This window comes from Streptomyces sp. NPDC088910 (genome assembly GCF_044749865.1).
In the GTDB taxonomy this organism is placed as follows: domain Bacteria; phylum Actinomycetota; class Actinomycetes; order Streptomycetales; family Streptomycetaceae; genus Actinacidiphila.
In genome coordinates this window covers 171253-190053 of record NZ_JBIVIV010000006.1, presented here as the reverse complement: position 1 = coordinate 190053, position 18801 = coordinate 171253, and the positions used below count along the sequence as shown (strand labels likewise).

The following is an 18801-nucleotide window of genomic DNA, read 5'->3' as shown; positions in this document are numbered from 1 at the left end:
CCGCCCCCGCGCCCGACATCCCCCGGAGACCCCCCGTGCCGACGCCCGACCTCCCGCCGCCCGCCCTGGACAAGCCCGCGTCCGCGCCGCCGCCCGCCGCCTCGGACTTCTCCGCCACCTTCGCCGAGCACGCCTCCGTGCCCCGCCGCGGCCTGGTGCCCGGCGTGCGCGTGTGGGGCACGATCGGCGGCGCCGCGGCGGTGACGGCCGTCTGCGTGCTCGTCGTCCCGCTGCTCGGCGCCCTCGGCGGCGACAACGGCGGGGACGGCGGCCGTACGTCGGACACGGTGGTCGCCGCCGCGCGGACCCAGTCGCCGAGCGCGACGCCGTCGAGCACCGCCACCACCCCCGAGGCGGCGGTGACCACGACGAGCCCGCCGCCGACGACCAAGGCGCCCGCGGCCAAGCACGCCGCCGCCCCGCCCGCCGGGAACTCCAGCGGTTCCGGCGGCTCGGGGGGCTCGGCCGGATCAGGGGGCGGCGCTCCGCGCACCCAGGCCACGAAGAAGGCCACGAGCCCGGCGACCAGGCAGACCGCCAAGCCGCCGGCGAAGGCGACCAAGGCCGCCGCGCCGCCCGCTTCGGCCAGGGTCGGCGACTTCCTGGTCAGCGGCGGGTCGGGCAAGTGCCTGAACGCCTCGGCCGGTTCGGACGGCACCCACCTGCAACTGTGGACCTGCAACGGCAATGTCAACGAGCAGTGGACCTTCGCCTCCGACGGCACGATCCGCAGCAAGGGCCTGTGCATGGACGCCGCTTGGGGCAGCACGGACGACGGGACGATCGTCCAGATCGCCTATTGCAGCGGCAATCCGGCGCAGCAGTTCACGCTGAGCGGCGGCGTGATCCGCGGCGACCAGTCGGGCCTGTGCGTCGACGTATGGATGGCCGCGACCTCCGACGGCACTCCGATCAAGCTCCACCCGTGCAACGGCGGCAGCAACCAGGCGTGGAAACGCAAGAGTTGACGGCTCATCGTCCCGAACTGCGGGCCCGTGCGGGCGTGCGGTGTCGGCGCGGCGGCAGTGGGGGCCGCGGCGCGACAGGGTGATACACCGTCAGATCACCCTGCCGTGCCGGAGCTCCCGCTGCCGCCGGTGCCGGAGGGCGTCCAGCGGTTCCGGCGCCTGCGACGACGGATGGTGGGCCTCCTTGACCAGGAAGTGCGGGCGCCGCTTGGTCTCGTAGGAGATCCGGCCGATGTACTCGCCGATCAGGCCGGGCATCACCATCTGGACGCCGCCCAGGCCCGCGATGATGGCGACCAGGGTGACACGACCGGGCGCGTCGACCCCGGTGACCAGAGCGTCCACCGTGACCCCGGCCGTGGAGAGCCCGCCGAGCCCGGCACGGGTCCGCGCGTCGAAGCGGTCGATGACCGCCTCCTCGTCGTCACAGGGCACGACGACCGAGAGCTTGGTCATGCGCGCCTCCCGGGGCGACGGAGACCGAGGGCGGTTCCGGGGAGCGCGGACCCGTCCAAGAGCTTGTCGCGCGTGGGGTGTTGGGGGAAGAGCCGTCGTGCGAGGGTGCGTCCGGCGGTACCCGAGGAGCCGTCGCGCCCCGAGCGGTCGCGGAACCGGCCGCCGACGCCGACCGCGAGCAGCACGGCCAGGGCGAGGCCGGAGGCCGGGAGCCCGGCGTTCAGACCGGGTGTGCGGAACGAGCAGGAGACCCGCGAACCGCCGCCCAGATCCACGGCGATGAGGCCGCCGAGGGTGCGGGGGGCCGCCGACGCCCCGCCGTCGACCGAACAGCGCCAGCCGGTCACGGCGGGCACGGCGAGGACCGCGGTGCCGTGGCCGCCCCGGCGGAAGGCGGCCGTGATCGTGTGGCCGCCCGCCGTGGCCTCGGCCGGGCCGGTGGCCCGCAGCTTCGTGACCGCGCGCCGCAGCGCGCCCTGGTCGAGGCAGCCGACCGGGAACCGCGGGATGTCCTGCGCGGTGGTGGTGCCCAGCGCCAGCCGGATCCAGCCGCTCGCGGGCACGGCGCCGAGCGGCATGATCCCGTTGGCGGCCAGGTCGTGGACGCCGACTGCCCGGTACTCGGCGCCGTTCGCGCGGACCGGGCCGGAGAACCAGGGCGCGTACAGATACGCGAGGGTGCCCGGCGCGCAGGCCGCGGTGAACGACGTCCAGGCCGCGCCCTTGGCGTTGCCCGGCAGCCGCCAGGTGCCGTTCGGCTCGGGGACGGGCCGGGGCCCGGAGGCGGGGGAGAGCAGCGGCACGCGGTAGACCCGGGCGCCGAGCACGCGCTGCTGCCGGGCGAAGACCGAGGTGTCGCGGACGGCGCCGTCGAAGGCCGCGCCGGGCCTGAGGGTGACGATCGGGGGAGCGGGCGCGGTGTGCTGGGCGACGGCGCTCGGCGCGCCGGGCACAATGCCGAGGGAACTGCTCACTCCCATGATCGCCCGGCCCACCGGGTCGTCGAGGCCGTAGATGTGACGGCCCCTCATGGTCCAGGCGGAGCCGAGGGCCTGGAGGGTGGCCGCGGTCCGCGCGGGCAGATAGCTGCTGTAGTACGAGCCGCCCTCGCCGCCGAGCAGCAGCGGGTCGTTGGCGGTGTACTGGTGCGGACCGGGGTCGGTGCGGGTCGCGGGCCAGTCGTCCCGCGCGCCGACCGCCGCGTGCGCGGTCAGCGACGCGGCGCTGATCGTCTCCCTCGGCGTCCACTGGGGGTTGTCGTCCCTGATCACGCTGACGGAGAAGACGCTGTAGGCGGTGGCGAGGAAGACCGAGCAGGTCAGCGCGGCGAACACGCCGATACGTACCCGGCGGTCGGTCCTGTGACGGGCGAGCAGCAGCAGAAGGCCGAGGACGAGGGCGCTGTCGGCGAGGATCAGGATCCACTCGCCGCGCGTGAAGTAGCGACCGCCGCTCACCACGGCGAGCAGGACCGCCAACGCGGCCGCGCCCGCGAGCAGTTCACGTGGGCGTGGCCTGCGGGAGAGCACCAGCCAGGCGACCGCCACCAGCATGGACGTCAGCGCGATGGCGGCGCGGTAGGGGCTGCCGTTGGGCATGGCCAGGCCGTGCCACAGCAGGACCGTCGGCTTCCAGACGTACGACAGGGCCACCAGGACCAGCAGCCCGGTCCAGACCGCGCGTTCCCTGCCCGGCACCCGCCGCATGAAGGGGAAGGCGAGCACGAGCAGCAGCGGCAGCAGCCCGACGGAGATCCGCGGGGCGGACGGGTAGAGGCCGCCGGGCAGCAGGTGCGCGAGGTAGTCGAGGGCGGCGGGCGGCGTGTAGTCCTGGGGCTCGGCGGGCTGGGACGCCTTGCTGGCGGTGTAGCTCACCGTCAGCACGGGCGCGGCCAGCAGCAGGCCGGTCGCGGTCGCCGCCGCGGCGCGCAGCAGTGCGCGCCACCGGTCCCGCACCGGACGGGAGTCGAGCAGCAGGCGGGCGCCGAGGACCAGACCCATGCCGAGGGTCGCCATGGCCGCGGTGTAGAAGTTCGCCGCCCAGCACAGGGTGATCACCAGCGTCGCGGGCACCCAACGGCGGTTGTGCAGACACCAGTCGTAGGCGATGCCGAGCAGCGGGAAGGACGACAGGCCCCACATCCACATGGGGTCGCCGAAGCCGTCCGAGACCGTCCAGGTGCTCACCGCGTAGCCGACCGCGAGCAGCGCGCGCAGCCACGGCGAGCCCGGCCGCAGCCTGCCGAGGTAGACCGTCATCAGGGCCGCGCCGAGTCCGATGCTCAGCACCGTGGCCGTGAAGACGGCCGCGTTGACGGCGTCGCGCGGGAAGAGCCCGACCAGCCAGGAGAACGGGTTCATCAGATAGGTGAAGAAGTCGGCGAGGAAGGGGACGCCGTATCCGCTGCCCCAGTTGACGATCAGGTCGCCGGTGGCGCGGCCGTGCATCAGGTCCCACAAGTGGGCGTGGTACGGCACGAATTGGTTGCCGAGGTCGTTGACGGCCCGCGATCTCGGTCCGAACGGATACGTCCCGTGCACGGCCAGCGCCAGGCAGTAGGCGCCCATGGAGACGGCCGCCGCGAGCAGCGCCGCCAGCGGTGTCGCGGCGGCCCGGAGCGCCGGGCGGCGCGGCGGACCGGCGGGCGGCGCCGCTGGGGGTGTGTCGATGGCCGCGGAGGAGGAGGTCAGCACCGTGTCCCGCTTGCTCGTATGCCTCGGATCGTCTCCCGGCGCATCCTACTACGTTCTTTGTAGTAGTTTTCGGCATCTCGTCGCTTCGTCGTCCTCCGGCGCCGACCGCCGGGGTTCATACCGCGGACGCCGTCGTACGCGACCGGCTCCGCAGCCGTCTCAGGGCCACGTCGAAGGCCCCGCGCGCGCCGGGTGCCAGGCGCAGCGCCAGCGAACCGCCCGCCGTCCGGTACGCCTGGATCAGCGCGACGCCGTACCGCCCGCAGGGGGTGACCGTGCGCCGCAGCCCCGAGTCCTGGGCGCGCGGCGCGAGCGGGGCCGTCACCGTGCCGTCGGCGTACCGCAGCCGCACCCGTACGTCCCAGGTCTGGGTGCCGCGACAGCCCGCGGCGGCGAGCCGGCCCACGTCGAGCGGGACGCTGGCGCGCCAGCGACCGCACTCGTCGTACGCCGTGGCCGTGGTGGTGACGGCGGGTTCCGCGCCGTCCCGCGCGATGACGTCGACCTCCACGGAGACCGGGCCGCCGACCGCGGCGAGGCGGCCGTACAGATCGCGGATTCGCAGCCGCAGTCGCCCGTGACGGCCGGTGAACAGCGTGCCGTCCACTGTCAACGGCAGTGCTTGGAGCGGAAGTTGGCCGAGCCCGTCGAGCCTGACGTCGCGCAGGCCGTCCGACCAGACGGGACCGGCCGACGTCCGCGCGTACGGCGGGGCCAGTCTGGCCGGGTCCGCCGCGAGCTGCGCGAGCCGGGCCAGGTCGCGCGGGGCGTCACCGGCCAGCACCACCGCGGTGATCCAGCGGGCGGGGGCCGCAGCCGCGGCCCGCTCGGCGTCGGTGAAGGAGGCCAGGTAGGCGCGGGCGAGTCTCCACCACGCGCGCTGGTACGCGGGGTCGCGGCCGGGCAGTTCGCGGACGTACAGGCACAGGTCGTCGTCGAGGAATTTGGTGCGGCAGGCGGCGGCGAGCAGGGGGCGGCGGGCGGCGGTGAAGACGTCGACGGCATGGCGGTGGGCGGCGACGCGGGCGGCCCAGTCGCCGATGTCCCGGCGGGCGGGCGCGACCGGCTCCCCGGCCTCGCGGCGCGCCCGCCGGACGCAGACGGTGTCGGGCACGACGGCGATCGGCGGTCCCGCGGCCAGGACGCGGGCGGTGAAGACGAAGTCCTCGTAGGCGAAGGTGCCTTCGGGGCAGCGGAGCCGGTGCCGGTCGAGGAAGGCGCGCCGGTAGAGCTTGTTGACGCACAGGGTGTCGCGCAGGAGCTCCGGATGGTCCTCGGGGGACGCGAGGACGGCGGCCTCGCGGTAGAGCGCGGGCTGCCAGCGGACCTCACGGCCGCCGGGCAGTTCGCGGCGGACGGCGACGCCGACGGTGACCGGCGTGCCGTGGGTCTCCGCGGCGGTGAGCAGCGCGCGTACGGCGCCGTCCGGCAGCACGCCGTCGCTGTCGAGGAACATCACGTACTCGGCGGTGGCGACCGCGACGCCGTCGTTGCGGGGCGTGCCGCGACCGCCGCTGTTCTCGGCGCGGCGCACGACGCGCAGCCGGGGCTCGCGGGCGGCCAGCGCGTCCAGGACGTCGGGCGTCCGGTCGCGGGAGGCGTCGTCCACCGCGACGACCTCGGTGACGGCCGGGCCCTGCGCGAGCGCGGACCGTACGGCGGCGCCGACGGACTCCGCGTCGTCGCGGGCGATGACGACGACGCACACGCCCGGCCCTGTCATCCGCATGGCGAACCGTCCATGGCGGCCACTCCCTGTCGGCCCTCTCCCGGTCGGCGGCCCGGTGCTCCGGGACGCCGTGATGCCGGTGGTTACTACACTCCTTGTAGTAACCACCCGGAACCGGAAGCTACTACAGACCTTGTAGTAGCGTAATAAGGGGAGACGAGATCACCGATGGCCCCTCAGCGCCGGAGCCGCGGCAGTCTGGCACGCGACATCCAGGCCGTACTCGCCGCGGGCGCAGGACCGATGACCCCCGCGCAGGTCCGCGACGCGCTCGGCGGGGAGCTGGCCTACACGACGGTGATGACGGTGCTCACCCGGCTGCACGCCAAGGGCGAGGTCACCCGGCGGCAGGAGGGCCGCGGCTACGCGTACACCGCGCCCGCGCACCCGGCCGAGGTCACCGCGCAGCGCATGCAGCGACTGCTCGACGCCGACGACGACCGCGCCGGCGTGCTGGTCCGCTTCGTCGGCACGCTCAAGGCCGCCGACGAACACCTCCTGCGCAGCCTCCTCGACCCTCCGGGCCCCGAAAGTCGCCGGGACGGCGAGGCAACCGACGGCGCGGCCGATCCGTCTGACGGACCGGAGCCGGACGGAGAGCGGTGAAGGTGCTGACAGCGGTGGACGCGACGAACGGGCGGCACGCGACGGGCGCGACCGCCGTGCGCGGGCCGACGCCCAGGGACCCGACCGCCGTGCCCGGATCGGCGTCCCCGGACCCGACCGACTCGACCGCGCGCGGATCGACGCTTCAGGCCCCGACCTGCTCGACCGCGTCACGCCGTCCGGCACCCCCGGACCGGCGGCGGGCGGCCGACACCGGGGAGGCGGCGTGACCGGAGCCGTCTGCGCGACCACCCTCGTCTGCCTGCTGTTCGCGCTCACCGCCCCCCGGCTCGGAAAGCTGCTGCCGCCCGCCACGGCCACCCGGCTGCTCGTGCCCGCCGCGCTCGCGGTGGCCGCCTCGACCCTGTTCGTCCTCGGCGAGCTGGGCTTCACCTGGCTCGGACAGGTGCCCGCGATCGCCGCGCTCGGACCGTGGTCGCCCAAGCGCCTCGACGCCCTCGACCCCGTGCCCGACCCGCTGGCGGCGGCCAGCCTCGTCCTGCTGGCCGCGGCCGTCGCGCACGCCTCGCTCACCGTCGTCCGCCGACTGCGCGCGCTGGCCGCCGTCTACCGGATCGCCCGCGGCCCCCGCACCGCCGACCCCGTGCTCGTCGTTGACAACGCGTGGCCCGACGCCTTCACCACCCCCGCCCCCGCCGCGCGCATCGTCATCACCACCGGCCTGCTCAGGGCGCTCACCCCGCAGGAGCGGCAGGTCGTCCTCGCCCACGAGCACTCCCACCTCAACCACCGGCACGTCTGGTGGATCCTCGCCGCCGAACTGGCCGCAGGCGTCAACCCGTTGCTGCGCCGTACCGCCAAGGCGGCCGGTCAGGCCGTCGAGCGCTGGGCGGACGAGGACGCCGCCCGCAGCGTCGGCGACCGGCAGCTCGTCGCCAGGACCATCGCCCGCGCGGCGCTGCTCCAGCACGACGCGCCGCACCCGGCCGCCGGAGCCGCGCCCGTCGCGGCGGCCACCGGCAGCGACGTCCCCGCGCGGGTGCACGCCCTGCTCGGCCGCCCGCCGCGCCGCCGCCCGCTGGCCCTCACGACACTGGCCGCGCTGCTGGTCGCCAGCACGGTCGCCACCGCCGCCGTCGAACGCACCGGCGAGCACCTCTTCGACCGCGCGGCCCAGCCGCCGCCCGCCACCGTGCGCGACCACGTCCACGCGGTCGCGCGCGTCCCCGCGCCCGACCGCGCGCGCACCCCCGCACCGGGTCGGGTCACGCGCCACCTCCACTCGTCGCTGGTGCCCGCCCTCGCACGGGACCGGGCCGACCGCGACACGGGCGGCGACCGCCTCCGGGGGTGAGCGCGGCTCGCACCGCCCTTGGCGCGCCCTGTTCCGCGCCGGTACGGACCGGCGTAGGTTCTGGGGCGGAGACCGCGGCCGCAACGGCCGCCGGGGGAGGGCTGCATGACCGTGCTCAAGGGCAAGACCGCTGTGGTCACCGGCGGTTCGCGGGGCATCGGCCGGGCGATCGTGGAACGGCTCGCACGCGACGGCGCGGACGTGGTGTTCGGCTACGCGCGCGACGCCGAGGCCGCGGCCGATGTCGTACGCACCGTCGAAGAGGCGGGCGGGACCGCGCGGGCGCTCCGGGCCGATCTCGTGGAACCCGGCGCCGCCGAGCGGCTGATGGCCACCGCCGACCGCCACCTCGGCGGCCTGGACATCCTGGTCAACAACGCCGCGCTGAGCATCACCCCCGCGCCCCTGGCCGACACCGACGAGGAGATGTACGACCGCGTGATGGCGGGCAACGCCAAGTCCACCTTCCTGACCATGCGTTACGCGGCCAGGCACCTGCGCGACGACGGCCGTGTCATCAACATCTCCACCCTCAACACGCTCCGCCCGGCGCCCGGGAACGCGCCCTACGCGGCCAGCAAGGGCGCGATCGAGCAACTGACCCGCGTGGCCTCCCGCGAGCTCGGCGCGCGCGGCATCACCGTCAACACGGTCTCGCCCGGCGCCACCGACACCGACCTCCTGCGCGAGGCCAACCCGGGTGCGGACTTCCAGCCGCTCATCGACCTCACCCCGCTCGGCCGCCTGGGCCGCCCCGCCGACATCGCGGACGTCGTCGCCTTCCTCGCCGGCCCCGCCGCCCGCTGGCTCACCGGCCAGAATCTCCGCGCGGACGGCGGCCTCAGCTAGTGGGGACCTGCGGTCTCCCCGCCGTGTCCCCACGGTGGCCCCGCGACAGACCATCGGATTCCGGCTCCGAACGAGACCGCCGGACGACTCGCCAGACGAACACGGAGAAGACGTCATGACAGCATCCATCCTGGTCACCGGCGGTACGGGCACCCTCGGGCGGCACGTGATCCCGCTCCTGCCGGAGGCGGGCACCAAACCCCGGGTGCTGAGCCGTACGGCCCACGCGTCCGGCGACGGCGTCGAGTACGTCACCGGCGACCTGCTCACGGGCGAGGGAATCGACGCGGCGGTGGACGGCATCGAGACCGTCCTGCACCTCGCGGGCGACGCGAAGAGCGACGACAAGTCCACCCGCGCCCTGCTGACCGCCGCGTCGGCCGCGGGCGTACGGCACTTCGTCTACATCTCGGTCGTCGCGGCGGACAAGGTCCCGCTCGGCTACTTCAAGGTGAAACTGGCCGCCGAGCGGATGGTGGCCGAGTCCGGGCTGCCGTGGACGACGCTGCGCGCCGCGCAGTTCCACGAGTTCGCCTTCACCGTGATCGGGAAGATGGCCAAGCTGCCGGTGCTGCCGATCCCCGGCGTGATGCGGCTCCAGCCGGTCGACTCACGCGAAGTCGCCGCCCGCATGGTGGAGTTGGCCCTCGCCGAGCCCGCGGGGCGGGTTCCCGACATGGTGGGTCCCACCGTCTACACGCTGGCCGAGGCGGCCCGCGGCTACCTCCAGGCGGTTGGCAAGCGCCGCCCGATCATGCCGGTCCCGATGCCGGGCAAGGCCGGGCGCGTGTACCGGGACGGGGAGAATCTGACGACTGAGGGCGCCACCGTCGGCGAGCGCACCTGGGAGGCGTTCCTGGCCGAACGGGCGGTCTGACCAGGGTACGTGGGCACACCGCGGGCCGCCGTCCGCTCCGCGTACGAGGGGGCGGCCCTCACGTACGCGGAGGTTCGCCCCTGCCCCGGACCGGATGCTCCGGCTGCCCGGACGCGTCCCCCGGCGGGCGCGGCTCGGGTACGGGGGCGGGGGCCGCGCCGCCCGCGACCCGTGTGCTCGACCGGCGGGTACCGGTCGTCGCGTAGGCCGAATAGCGCGGCACCCAGCGCAGCAGCGCGCCCGCCGCCGCGAGGCCGACCGCGCCCATGAGGGCGATCCCGGCCGCGAGGCTGCCGAGGGCGGCGGCGGCCGAGACGACCAGCGGGCCGCCCGCCGCGCCGGAGTCCGCGCACAGCCGCCACACACCGAGGAACTGCGAGCGGGCGCGCGGCGGCGCGACATCGGCGCCGAGGGTCATGAGGATGCCGCTGCCGATCCCGTTGCCGAAGCCCATCAGCATGGCGACGACGGTCAGCGACGCCAGGCCGTGGGCCAGCGGCAGCGCGGCCTGCGCGCAGCCCAGCACCACCATGGACGGCACGGCGATCCACAGGCGGCCCGCCCGGTCCATCACCTGCCCCGACGGGTAGAAGGTCAGGGTGTCGACCAGCCCCGCGATCCCGAAGACCACACTGGTGGACGAAGGGCTCAGACCCAGATGGTCGGCCCACAGCGGCAGCACCGTCTGCCGGGTCGCGCGGACCGAGGCCACCAGCAGGACGGCCAGGCCCAGCGTCAGGAAGACCCGGCGGTGGCCGCGCAGCACCGACCGTACCGAGGCGGTCTCCCGCACGGCCCCCGCCGCCGGGTCCGCGACGTCGCGCACGGTCAGCAGCACCACGACCGTCACCGCCGTGCACAGCAGCGCCAGCCAGTAGATGTCGTGCACCGGGAACCTGGTGAGCACGGCCGCGCCGAGGAACGGCCCGACGAAGGCGCCGACGCGCGACATGCCGCCGAGTGTGGACATCGCCCGCGCGCGCAGCCCGGTGGGCACGACCTCGGTGAGATACGACTGTCTGGCCAGGATGAAGACGGCGTTGGAGGCGCCGGTGACGGTCACGGCCGCCGCGAGCTGCCACACGCTGCGGGCCAGCGCGCAGCCCGACAGCGTCACCGCCGTGACCCCGGAGGCGACCAGCATCGCCTTGCGGTCGCCGAGCCGCGCCGCCAGCGCGCCGGCCGGCACGTCGCCGAGGATCTGCCCGACGCCGAGCAGCGCCAGTACCAGCCCGGCGCTGCCGACGCTCGCGCCGAGCGCTCTGCCGCTGAGCGCGAGCACCGGAGCGAGGGCGCCCATGCCCGTCTCGAAGATCAGGACCGGCAGGAAGACCGCCGGTATCAGACTCCTCAGGGACACGGGACGCGCACTCACCTGTTGATTGCCTCACCTCGGGCCGGACCTCACCGGGCACGCCCTCGGTCGGCGGCGGGCCGTCCACCATTCAACAACAGCCGAGATGTCGATCCGGGCCCGACCCGTTCGTATGGACAGTGAGAGCCGGTCGGCGGACCGGCCGCAGGAGCCGGGCAGGAGCCCGGTACGGACCCGGGAGGCACCCCATGCCGCAGTATCTGCTCAGCGTCTACCAGCCCGACACCGACGAGCCGCCGTCCGCCGAATTCCTCGCCCCGATCCGGCGCGACCTCGACACGCTCAACGCCGAGATGAAGGCCGCCGGGGCCTGGGTCTTCGCCGCGGGCCTGTTCCCCGCGGGCACGGCCACCGTGCTGCGGCACAAGGGCGACGACATCCTGACCACGGACGGCCCGTACGTCGAGGGCAAGGAGCACCTCGGCGGCTTCACGATCGTCGAGGCGCCCGACCTGGACGCCGCCCTCGCGTGGGGCCGCGCGCTCGCCCGCGCGACGACCCTCCCGATCGAGGTCAGGCCCCTCCGGTACGGGCCGTCCGAGTGACGTCGGCATGACGCGCGAGCCGGAGCGACGGCCACCGTACGAGGGGCCGGAGCCGGGGCCGGAGCCACGGGCGGCGTACGGGCCGGGAAAGGGGGCGGCGCCCGAGCCGGAGGTCGCCCGCGTCTTCCGCGAGCAGTACGGCCGCGCCGTCGCCGTCCTCGTCCGCTCCTTCGGCGACATCGACATCGCCGAGGAGGCGGTCCAGGACGCGTTCACCACGGCGGTACGGCGCTGGCCGGCCGACGGGGTGCCGCCGAGCCCGGCGGGCTGGATCATCACCACGGCGCGCAACCGCGCGATCGACCGGCTGCGCCGCGAGTCCTCCCGCGCGGACCACCACGCCCGGGCCGCGCTGCTGCGGGCCGACCGGGAACCGGCGCGAGAGGAGGGCCCCGTGCACGACGACCGGCTGCGGCTGATCTTCACCTGCTGCCACCCGGCCCTCTCCCCGGCGGCCAGGACCGCCCTGACGCTGCGGCTGCTCGGCGGGCTGACCACGGCCGAGATCGCGCGGGCCTTCCTGGTGCCCGAGCCGACCATGGCGCAGCGGCTGGTGCGGGCCAAGGGCAAGATCCGCGACGCGCGCATCCCGTACCGCGTCCCGTCCGACGCCGACCTGCCCGACCGGCTCCGCGCGGTGCTCGCGGTCGTCTATCTGATCTTCAACGAGGGCCACACAGCCGGTTCGGGCGACCGACTGGTCCGCGCCGACCTGTGCGCCGAGGCGGTACGGCTCGGCCGCCTGCTGCACGCGCTGATGCCCGACGAGCCCGAAGTGCCCGGCCTGCTGGCGCTGATGCTGCTCACCCGGTCGCGGGAGGCGGCGCGCACCGCCGGGGACGGCGGCCTCGTCCTCCTCGCCGACCAGGACCGGAGCCGGTGGGACCGCGCCCTGATCGCGGAGGGCCAGGATCTCGTACGGCAGTGCCTGCGGCGGGGGCAGCCGGGTCCGTACCAGATCCAGGCGGCGATCAACGCCGTGCACAGCGACGCGCCGACGGCGGCTGCCACGGACTGGCCGCAGATCGTGACGCTGTACGACCAGTTGCTCGCCGTCGCCCCCGGCCCGGTCGTCGCCCTCAACCGCGCGGTCGCGGTGGCCGAGGTCGAGGGACCGGCGGCGGCGCTCGCCCTCGTCGACCGCCTCGACCTGGACGGCTACCACGTCCTGCACGCCGTCCGCGCCGACCTGTTGCGCCGCCTGGGCCGTACGCGGGAGGCCGCGGCGGCCTACGACGCGGCGCTCGGGCGGACCGACAACGCGGCCGAGCGGGCCTTTCTGCGCGGCAGGCGGCGGTCGCTCGACGGGCCGACGCCGTAGGGCCGGTGGCGGCGGCCCCGTATGCCCCTCGTCAACCGGCGCGCAGCGCGGCCAGGCGGTCGAGGAAGACGCGCTGCCTCTCCACGATCTTCTCGTGGGCCTGCGGCAGACCGAGCCAGGCCACCCGGTCGATCTCCGGGAACTCCTGGGGGCGGCCCGACCCCTTCGGCCACTCCATCGTGAAGGTGCCGGGCACGGCGAGGGCCGGGTCGAAGTCGGCGTGCAGCGCCCAGGCCGTGACGACCTTGCCGCCGGACTGCTCGGTCTCGCCGAGCGGGAGGAGTTCGCCGTCGGGCAGCGGCAGGCCGACCTCCTCCCGGAACTCGCGCCGGGCTGCGTCCACCGCGGCTTCGTCCGGCCCGTACTCGCCCTTGACGATCGACCACGCGCCCGCGTCGCGCCGGGCCCAGAAGGGCCCGCCCATGTGCCCAAGAAGGACCTCGATCCCGGCGTCCCGGTCCGCGCCGCCGACCTCGCGGAAGAGCAGGACCCCGGCGCTGCGCTTGTTCACCACACCGCCAAGTCTGGCCTCCCGGCCGAGGTTTACGGGAGAGGCGCACCAGACAGACGCCTGCCGGACCGGGCCCGCGCAAGGCCGCGTCCCCCCGCGCCCCGGTCGGCACCCTCGCACGGCGCCGCTTTGGCCGCAGCCGTCGCCGTCCGCGCGGCGGGGGGATCTCCATGGCGACGTCGACCGGGTGCCACCAGGCGTCCTGGGCGGCGCGGGGCGCCGATCGGGCGCGTGGCACGATGATCGGACCGCGAACCCCCGAACCCCCGAACCCCCGGAGCAGCGCGTGCGCCACCTCGACTATGACGACATCCGGCAGGCGGCCGACCGCATCGACGGCCACATCAGGCCGGTGGCCGTCACCAGGGCCGACCCCGGCCTCGTCGGCGGCGGCCGGGGCGGCGAGCCCTACGAGCTGTGGTTCGCCCTGGAATACCTCCAGTTCACGGGCTCCTTCAAAGCGCGCGGCGCGCGGAATTTCCTGCTCGCGCACAGCGCCGCCGGCACCCTCCCGGCCGCGGGCGTCACCATCGCGTCCGGCGGCAACGCCGGGCTCGCCTGCGCGTGGGCGGCCAAGGCGCTCGGCGTCCCCGCCACCGTCTTCGTGCCCGAGACGGCCCCCGCGGTGAAGGTCGCGCGCCTGCGGGCGTACGGCGCGGACGTACGCCTGGTGGGCAAGGAGTACGCCGAAGCGCTCGCCGCCTGCGAGGAGTTCACCGCCACCGCGGGCGCGCTGGGCAGCCACGCCTACGACCACCCGTACATCGCCGCAGGGGCGGGCACCGTACTGGACGAGATCCGTACCGCGATTCCCGGCCTGGACACCGTCCTTGTGGCGGTCGGCGGCGGCGGACTGTTCGCCGGGGTCGCCACCGCCGCGCGCGAGCACGGCATCCGCGCCGTCGCCGTGGAGCCGGAGAACGCCCGTACGCTGCACGCGGCCGTCGAGGCCGGCCACCCGGTCGACGTGACCGTGGACTCCGTCGCGGGCGACTCGCTCGGCGCGCGCCGCGCCACCGAGATGGCGGTCCACGCGGGCCGTCAGGACAACGCGCGGTCCGTCCTGGTGCCCGACCGGGCCATCATCGCCGCCCGCCAGACGCTCTGGGACGAGCTGAGGATCGTCACCGAGGTGGGCGGGGCCACCGCCTTCGCGCCGCTGCTGCCGACCGGGGGAGAGGACGGCGGCGGGCGGCCGTACGAGCCGCGCCCCGGCGAGAAGGTGGCGGTCCTGCTGTGCGGGGCCAACACCGACCCCGGCGATCTGGTGGCCCGCGCGGAAGGCTGAGCCGCGGCCGTTCGAGGGCGTCCCGCCGGGGCGGGGCGTTCCGAGCGGCGGGGCGTTCCGAGCGGCACCGCTCAGCGCAGGACGGCCGCCAGCGCCGAGCGGCGCCGCTCAGCGCAGGACGGCCGCCAGCAGATCGGAGCCGAGCGACGTCAGATCGGGTGCGTTGAGGGTGTACCGGACGTAACGGCCGTAGCGTTGGCTCGTGAGCAGGCCCGCGCGGCGCAGGACGGCGAGGTGGCGGGAGACCTCGGGGGGCGACAGCTCCCAGGCGTGGGCCAGTTCGACGGTGGTGTGCGGGCCGCGCGCGAGGGTGCGCAGCAGCCGCAGCCGTACCGGATGCGCGAGCGCTTCCAGCCGGAGGGTGACCGTCTCCATCGGCACCTGCTCGGACGGGCCCGGCTCGGCCACCGGGTACTGCACCACCGGCCGCCACCCGGGCGCGTGCACCGCCACCAGGTGCGGGCGGCCGAAGACGCTCGGGATGAAGGTGACCCCGTCGTCGCGGGCGGCGGTCGCGCTGTCCTGGAGCTTGTCCACGACGATCCGGTCACCGCCCGGCGCCAGGGCGACCGCGCCGGAGACCGAGGCGAGCGCCGCACCGAGACCCTGCCGCTTGAGCAGGTCGTGCTTCAGGCGCAGGTCGGAGGCGATGCGTACGGCGGCCCCCGACCAGGCGGCGTCGAAGAACGCCCCGGCGCACTGTTCGAGGGTGTCGCGCACCCGCGCCCGCACGGCGGCCGGGTCCGCGAGCAGCCGTTCCGCGAACGCCTCCTGCAACGCGCCGCGCGCCTGGGCGAGGTCCAGGGCCCGTTCGCGCGCGGTCGCGTCGGTGAGCGGCGACGGGGAGCCGAAGTGGATCCGGTTGCTGCCGCAGGTGGTGACCAGCGCGGCGGTCACGTACCGGGCGTCGTCGATCCGGTCCACATCGTCCAGTTCCTCGGCGAGGGTCGGCCGGGGCCGGGCGGGCACCAGGAAGTCGGCGCGCGAGGACCGCCACAAGAACTCCGCCTCCCGCAGCCGCTCGGCCAGCTCGGGCCGCAGCGCGGCCCACACGTCCGCGGCCCACCCGGCGAGCTGCGGATGGTGTCCGGGTTCCGCCAGGACGTGCAGCATCGCCGTCAGCTCCGCCAGCGGGGAGGCGGCGAACCGCAGCCGCTCGGGCGGCAGGCCGCCGATGTCGATCCGCAAGGTCACCCGCCCATTATGAGCAGCGCAAAGGCCCCTGGCCGCGTCGGTTGACGGTCTGCGTCAACCGACGCGGCGGGCGCGGCGGCCGAACGCACCGTTGTCGCCATGGCAACCACCACCCAGATCCGGCCCCGCGCCCTCGTCCGCGCCTTCGGAGGCCCCCGCTACGCCGTCGCCATGACCGTGGACGCGCTCGGCACCGGCCTGCTCCGGCCGTTCCTGCTGCTCTACGGGGTGACGGTGCTGAGCCTGTCCGCGCCCGCCACCGGCATCGCCATGACGGCCGGTGTCGTCGTGGGGCTGGTGTGCGTGCCCGCCGTCGGGCTGTGGCTGGACCGGGGCGCGCGCAGTACGGCCGTGGCGGCGTCGATGCTGGTGCGCGTGCTGGGCGTGGCGCTGCTGCTGGCCACTCCGGCGGGCAACGGCTGGATGTTCGCGGCGGCGGCGCTCTTCCTCGGCATCGGCAACCAGGCGTGGCCCGCCGCCCACGCCGCCGTGGTGGCCACCGTCGCCCACGGCAGGGACCGCGACACCGCGCTCGCGGCGGGCCGCGCCCTGCGCAACGCCGGTATGGGCGCGGGCGGGCTGCTCGCCACCGCGTGCCTGGCGGGCGGCGCCGCCGCGTTGCAGGTCCTGGCGGGCGTCACCGGGCTCGCGTATCTCACCGCCGCGGCCCTGGCGTGGTCGGTCCGGCTGCGCGCGGACCCGGCCGCCGCCCCCGCCGAGGGCGGCGACAGCGGTCCCGCGCCCCGGATGCGCGCGCTGCTGGCCGCCAACGTGGTCTACGTCTTCTGCCTCAACGTCCCCGAGATCGCGCTCCCGTTGGTCCTGGTGACCCAACTGCACGCGTCCCCGGTGTGGTCGGCGGCCGTCTTCGTGGCCAACACCGTGCTGGTGGTCACCCTCCAGGTCCCGGTCACCGTCCTGATGTCCCGCTTCTCCCGGCGGTCCGTGCTCGCCCTCGCTGGTGTCGTCCTCACCGCGTCCTACCTCGGCTTCCTCGCTGCCACCGAACTGCGGCACGGCTGGGGCGCCCCGGCCGTGGCCACCGTGTCCGTGGTCTGCACGCTCGGCGAGATCATCTACGCCGGAAGCGCCACCGCGCTGGTCACCGCCCTCGCACCGGCCCACGTCCTGGGACGCACCCTCGCCCGCTTCCAACTCTCCACCGGCTTCGGCCTCGCCGTCTCTCCCGCGGCCATCACCGCCCTCGCCCCGTACGGCTCGACGGCTCTGTGGGGCAGCCTCGCCGCCGCGACGCTCCTGTCCTCCGCCGCGGTCGCCACGGAGAAGGACCAGGGGGCACGGCTCAGCGGTTGACGCGGACGGAACGCCTCCTGCCGGACGGCCCTCCTGCCGGACGGCCCTCCTCAAAGCCGGTCTTCGCTGCTACGGTGAGAGTTCGGAAGGTTAACAAACTCAGACGGCCGGACCGGCGCTGTCGTGCTGCCCGGGCGCGCGCGGACCGCGAGGACACCGCCGCGCGGGCCGCCGTACCGCCGCGCGCCCGTACCCGACGCGCGGCGCCACCGGGACCCGCACCGCAACACCCGTACTTCGACCAGTGCTTCGACACGGAGGCCCGTTATGCCGACCCCATCCACGCCGCGCGCCCGGGACGGCGCTCTCTTCGTCGGCGGGGCCTTCGTCCCGGCCGAGAACGGGCGTACGTCGACGGTCCTCGACAAGGCGCGCCAGGAACCGCTCGGCCGGGCGGGCTGGGCCTCGCCGGCCGACCTGGACCGCGCCGCGCGGGAGGCCGCCGTCGCCGGACGGGCCTGGGCCGCCGCGGACTTCGGCGCCCGCGCCGACGTGCTGCGCGAGGCCGCCGCCCGACTGCGCGCCCGCGCGGGGGAGTTCGCCGACCTCCTCGTCCGCGAGACCGGCTCGATCCGCGGCAAGGCCGAGTACGAGATCGCCGGAGCGGTCGAAGAACTCCACCTGGCCGCCGCGCTCGCCGGTCACATACGGGCCGAGACGCTGCCCACGCGTGCGCCCGGCCGGGAAAGCGTCGCGCAGCGCGTCCCGTTGGGCGTCGTCGGTGTGATCACCCCGTGGAACTTCCCGCTGGTGCTGGCCATGCGCGTCCTCGCGCCCGCCCTCGCCGTCGGCAACGCCGTCGTCCTCAAGCCCTCACCGCACACCCCGCTCAGCGGCGGACTGCTGATCGCCGATGTCTTCGCCGAGGCCGGACTCCCCGCGGGCGTACTCCAGGTCGTGCCCGGCGGGCAGGACACCGGCGAAACGCTGACCGCGCACCCCGACATCGCCATGGTCCACTTCACCGGATCCAGCGCCGTCGGCCGCACCATCGCGCGGGAGGCGGGCGAGCGCCTGAAGAAGGTCTCCCTCGAACTCGGCGGCAACAACGCCCTGATCGTCCTGGACGACGCCGACCTCGACCAGGCCGGACAGATCGGCGCCTGGTCCGCCTTCCACTACCAGGGCCAGACCTGCATCACCGCGGGCCGGCACATCGTCCAGCGGCCCGTCTTCGACGCCTACGTCGCCGATCTCGCCGCGCGTGCCGCCAGGATCACCGTCGGCGACCCGACCACGGACGGCGTCGGCCTCGGCCCGATGATCAGCGCGGAACAGCGCGAACGGGCCCGCGAACTCCTCGCCGAGGCCGTCGCCGCGGGTGCCACGGTCGTCGAGGGCGGCGACGGCGACGGCCTCTTCCACCGGCCCACTGTCGTCACCGATGTCACCCGCGACATGGCCCTGTGGACCGAGGAGATCTTCGCCCCCATCGCCCCCGTGCTGGCCGTCGACACCGACGCCGAGGCTCTCGCCGTCGCCAACGACACCCCGTACGGCCTGGTCGACGCCGTCCTCACCTCCGACCTCGCGCGCGGTCGCCGCCTCGCCGCGGGGCTCGGCTCCGCCATGGTCCACGTCAACGACTCGACCTGCCTCGACGAGCCCCAGGCGCCCTTCGGCGGCCTCGCCGCGTCCGGCCTCGGCGGCCGTTCCGGCGGTGAGTCCAACCTCCACGAATTCACCCAACTGCGGTGGCTCACCGTGCAGTCCACGCCGGTCCACTACCCGTACTGACCGGGTCGGGTGGGGTCGTTGAG

Annotated in this window: 15 protein-coding genes and 1 pseudogene; 10 read left to right on the top strand and 6 right to left on the bottom strand. The window is 75.2% G+C overall.

The annotated features are described in order from the left end of the window. Positions 1–35: 35 nt before the first annotated feature. Positions 36–968, top strand: coding sequence for an RICIN domain-containing protein (locus ACIP4Z_RS16145; RefSeq protein WP_401308460.1), 933 nt, complete (start codon positions 36–38; stop codon positions 966–968). Between the two features lie 90 nt (positions 969–1058). Here ACIP4Z_RS16145 and ACIP4Z_RS16140 read toward each other — a convergent pair. The 3 genes and pseudogenes from ACIP4Z_RS16140 to ACIP4Z_RS16130 all read right to left on the bottom strand — a co-directional run. Further along, positions 1059–1316, bottom strand: a pseudogene (locus ACIP4Z_RS16140) (hypothetical protein); the annotation flags it as partial. Between the two features lie 104 nt (positions 1317–1420). Beyond that, a complete protein-coding gene (locus ACIP4Z_RS16135) occupies positions 1421–4117 on the bottom strand; it encodes a YfhO family protein (RefSeq protein WP_401308457.1) in 2697 nt (898 codons plus the stop codon). A 115-nt stretch (positions 4118–4232) separates the two neighbouring features. After that, the gene (locus ACIP4Z_RS16130; RefSeq protein ID WP_401308454.1) at positions 4233–5846 is read right to left on the bottom strand and encodes a glycosyltransferase family 2 protein; all 1614 of its coding nucleotides are present in this window, start codon (positions 5844–5846) and stop codon (positions 4233–4235) included. Between the two features lie 168 nt (positions 5847–6014). On the opposite strand from ACIP4Z_RS16130, the gene ACIP4Z_RS16125 reads away from it, so the two are divergent. The 4 genes from ACIP4Z_RS16125 (at position 6015) to ACIP4Z_RS16110 (ending at position 9493) form a co-directional block, all read left to right on the top strand. After that, entirely contained in the window at positions 6015–6452 is a 438-nt protein-coding gene (locus ACIP4Z_RS16125; RefSeq protein WP_401308451.1) for a BlaI/MecI/CopY family transcriptional regulator, read from the top strand. A gap of 226 nt (positions 6453–6678) precedes the next feature. Continuing rightward, positions 6679–7767 (top strand): M56 family metallopeptidase, encoded by a 1089-nt coding sequence (locus ACIP4Z_RS16120; protein ID WP_401308448.1) that lies wholly within the window; start codon positions 6679–6681, stop codon positions 7765–7767. A 105-nt stretch (positions 7768–7872) separates the two neighbouring features. Then, a complete protein-coding gene (locus ACIP4Z_RS16115; protein WP_355341557.1) occupies positions 7873–8616 on the top strand; it encodes a glucose 1-dehydrogenase in 744 nt (247 codons plus the stop codon). A 115-nt stretch (positions 8617–8731) separates the two neighbouring features. Next, positions 8732–9493, top strand: coding sequence for an NAD(P)H-binding protein (locus ACIP4Z_RS16110; RefSeq protein WP_391045909.1), 762 nt, complete (start codon positions 8732–8734; stop codon positions 9491–9493). A 58-nt stretch (positions 9494–9551) separates the two neighbouring features. Here ACIP4Z_RS16110 and ACIP4Z_RS16105 read toward each other — a convergent pair whose 3' ends face one another. Continuing rightward, positions 9552–10853, bottom strand: coding sequence for an MFS transporter (locus tag ACIP4Z_RS16105; RefSeq protein ID WP_401308443.1), 1302 nt, complete (start codon positions 10851–10853; stop codon positions 9552–9554). 203 nt (positions 10854–11056) lie between these two features. Between ACIP4Z_RS16105 and ACIP4Z_RS16100 the strand changes: the two genes are divergently transcribed. Both ACIP4Z_RS16100 and ACIP4Z_RS16095 read left to right on the top strand, forming a co-directional pair. Next, entirely contained in the window at positions 11057–11413 is a 357-nt protein-coding gene (locus ACIP4Z_RS16100) for a YciI family protein (protein WP_391045906.1), read from the top strand. Between the two features lie 7 nt (positions 11414–11420). Continuing rightward, positions 11421–12734, top strand: coding sequence for an RNA polymerase sigma factor (locus ACIP4Z_RS16095; RefSeq protein ID WP_401308440.1), 1314 nt, complete (start codon positions 11421–11423; stop codon positions 12732–12734). A 31-nt stretch (positions 12735–12765) separates the two neighbouring features. Here ACIP4Z_RS16095 and ACIP4Z_RS16090 read toward each other — a convergent pair whose 3' ends face one another. Next, on the bottom strand, positions 12766–13248 hold the full coding sequence (locus ACIP4Z_RS16090) for an NUDIX domain-containing protein (RefSeq protein ID WP_401308437.1): 483 nt from the start codon (positions 13246–13248) through the stop codon (positions 12766–12768). Between the two features lie 283 nt (positions 13249–13531). Here ACIP4Z_RS16090 and ACIP4Z_RS16085 point away from each other — a divergent pair, with 283 nt between their 5' ends. Next, positions 13532–14533, top strand: coding sequence for a threonine/serine dehydratase (locus ACIP4Z_RS16085; RefSeq protein ID WP_355341575.1), 1002 nt, complete (start codon positions 13532–13534; stop codon positions 14531–14533). Positions 14534–14641: 108 nt separating this feature from the next. Here the strand turns inward: ACIP4Z_RS16085 and ACIP4Z_RS16080 are convergent, their stop codons facing one another. Further along, entirely contained in the window at positions 14642–15727 is a 1086-nt protein-coding gene (locus ACIP4Z_RS16080) for a DUF5937 family protein (protein ID WP_401308434.1), read from the bottom strand. 99 nt (positions 15728–15826) lie between these two features. Here ACIP4Z_RS16080 and ACIP4Z_RS16075 point away from each other — a divergent pair, with 99 nt between their 5' ends. Then, positions 15827–17041: an MFS transporter gene (locus tag ACIP4Z_RS16075; RefSeq protein WP_401308431.1), complete on the top strand. Its 1215-nt coding sequence runs from the start codon at positions 15827–15829 to the stop codon at positions 17039–17041. Positions 17042–17308: 267 nt separating this feature from the next. After that, positions 17309–18778: an aldehyde dehydrogenase family protein gene (locus ACIP4Z_RS16070; protein ID WP_401308428.1), complete on the top strand. Its 1470-nt coding sequence runs from the start codon at positions 17309–17311 to the stop codon at positions 18776–18778. The last annotated feature ends 23 nt before the right edge of the window (positions 18779–18801 follow it).

What these genes read in the sequence shown, in the direction of transcription:
- ACIP4Z_RS16070 (WP_401308428.1), top strand. Translation starts at nt 17,309, where the DNA reads ATGCCGACCCCATCCACGCCGCGCGCCCGGGACGGCGCTCTCTTCGTC.
- ACIP4Z_RS16115 (WP_355341557.1), top strand. Translation starts at nt 7,873, where the DNA reads ATGACCGTGCTCAAGGGCAAGACCGCTGTGGTCACCGGCGGTTCGCGG.
- ACIP4Z_RS16075 (WP_401308431.1), top strand. Translation starts at nt 15,827, where the DNA reads ATGGCAACCACCACCCAGATCCGGCCCCGCGCCCTCGTCCGCGCCTTC.
- ACIP4Z_RS16130 (WP_401308454.1), bottom strand. Translation starts at nt 5,846, where the DNA reads ATGCGGATGACAGGGCCGGGCGTGTGCGTCGTCGTCATCGCCCGCGAC.
- ACIP4Z_RS16125 (WP_401308451.1), top strand. Translation starts at nt 6,015, where the DNA reads ATGGCCCCTCAGCGCCGGAGCCGCGGCAGTCTGGCACGCGACATCCAG.
- ACIP4Z_RS16100 (WP_391045906.1), top strand. Translation starts at nt 11,057, where the DNA reads ATGCCGCAGTATCTGCTCAGCGTCTACCAGCCCGACACCGACGAGCCG.
- ACIP4Z_RS16110 (WP_391045909.1), top strand. Translation starts at nt 8,732, where the DNA reads ATGACAGCATCCATCCTGGTCACCGGCGGTACGGGCACCCTCGGGCGG.
- ACIP4Z_RS16095 (WP_401308440.1), top strand. Translation starts at nt 11,421, where the DNA reads ATGACGCGCGAGCCGGAGCGACGGCCACCGTACGAGGGGCCGGAGCCG.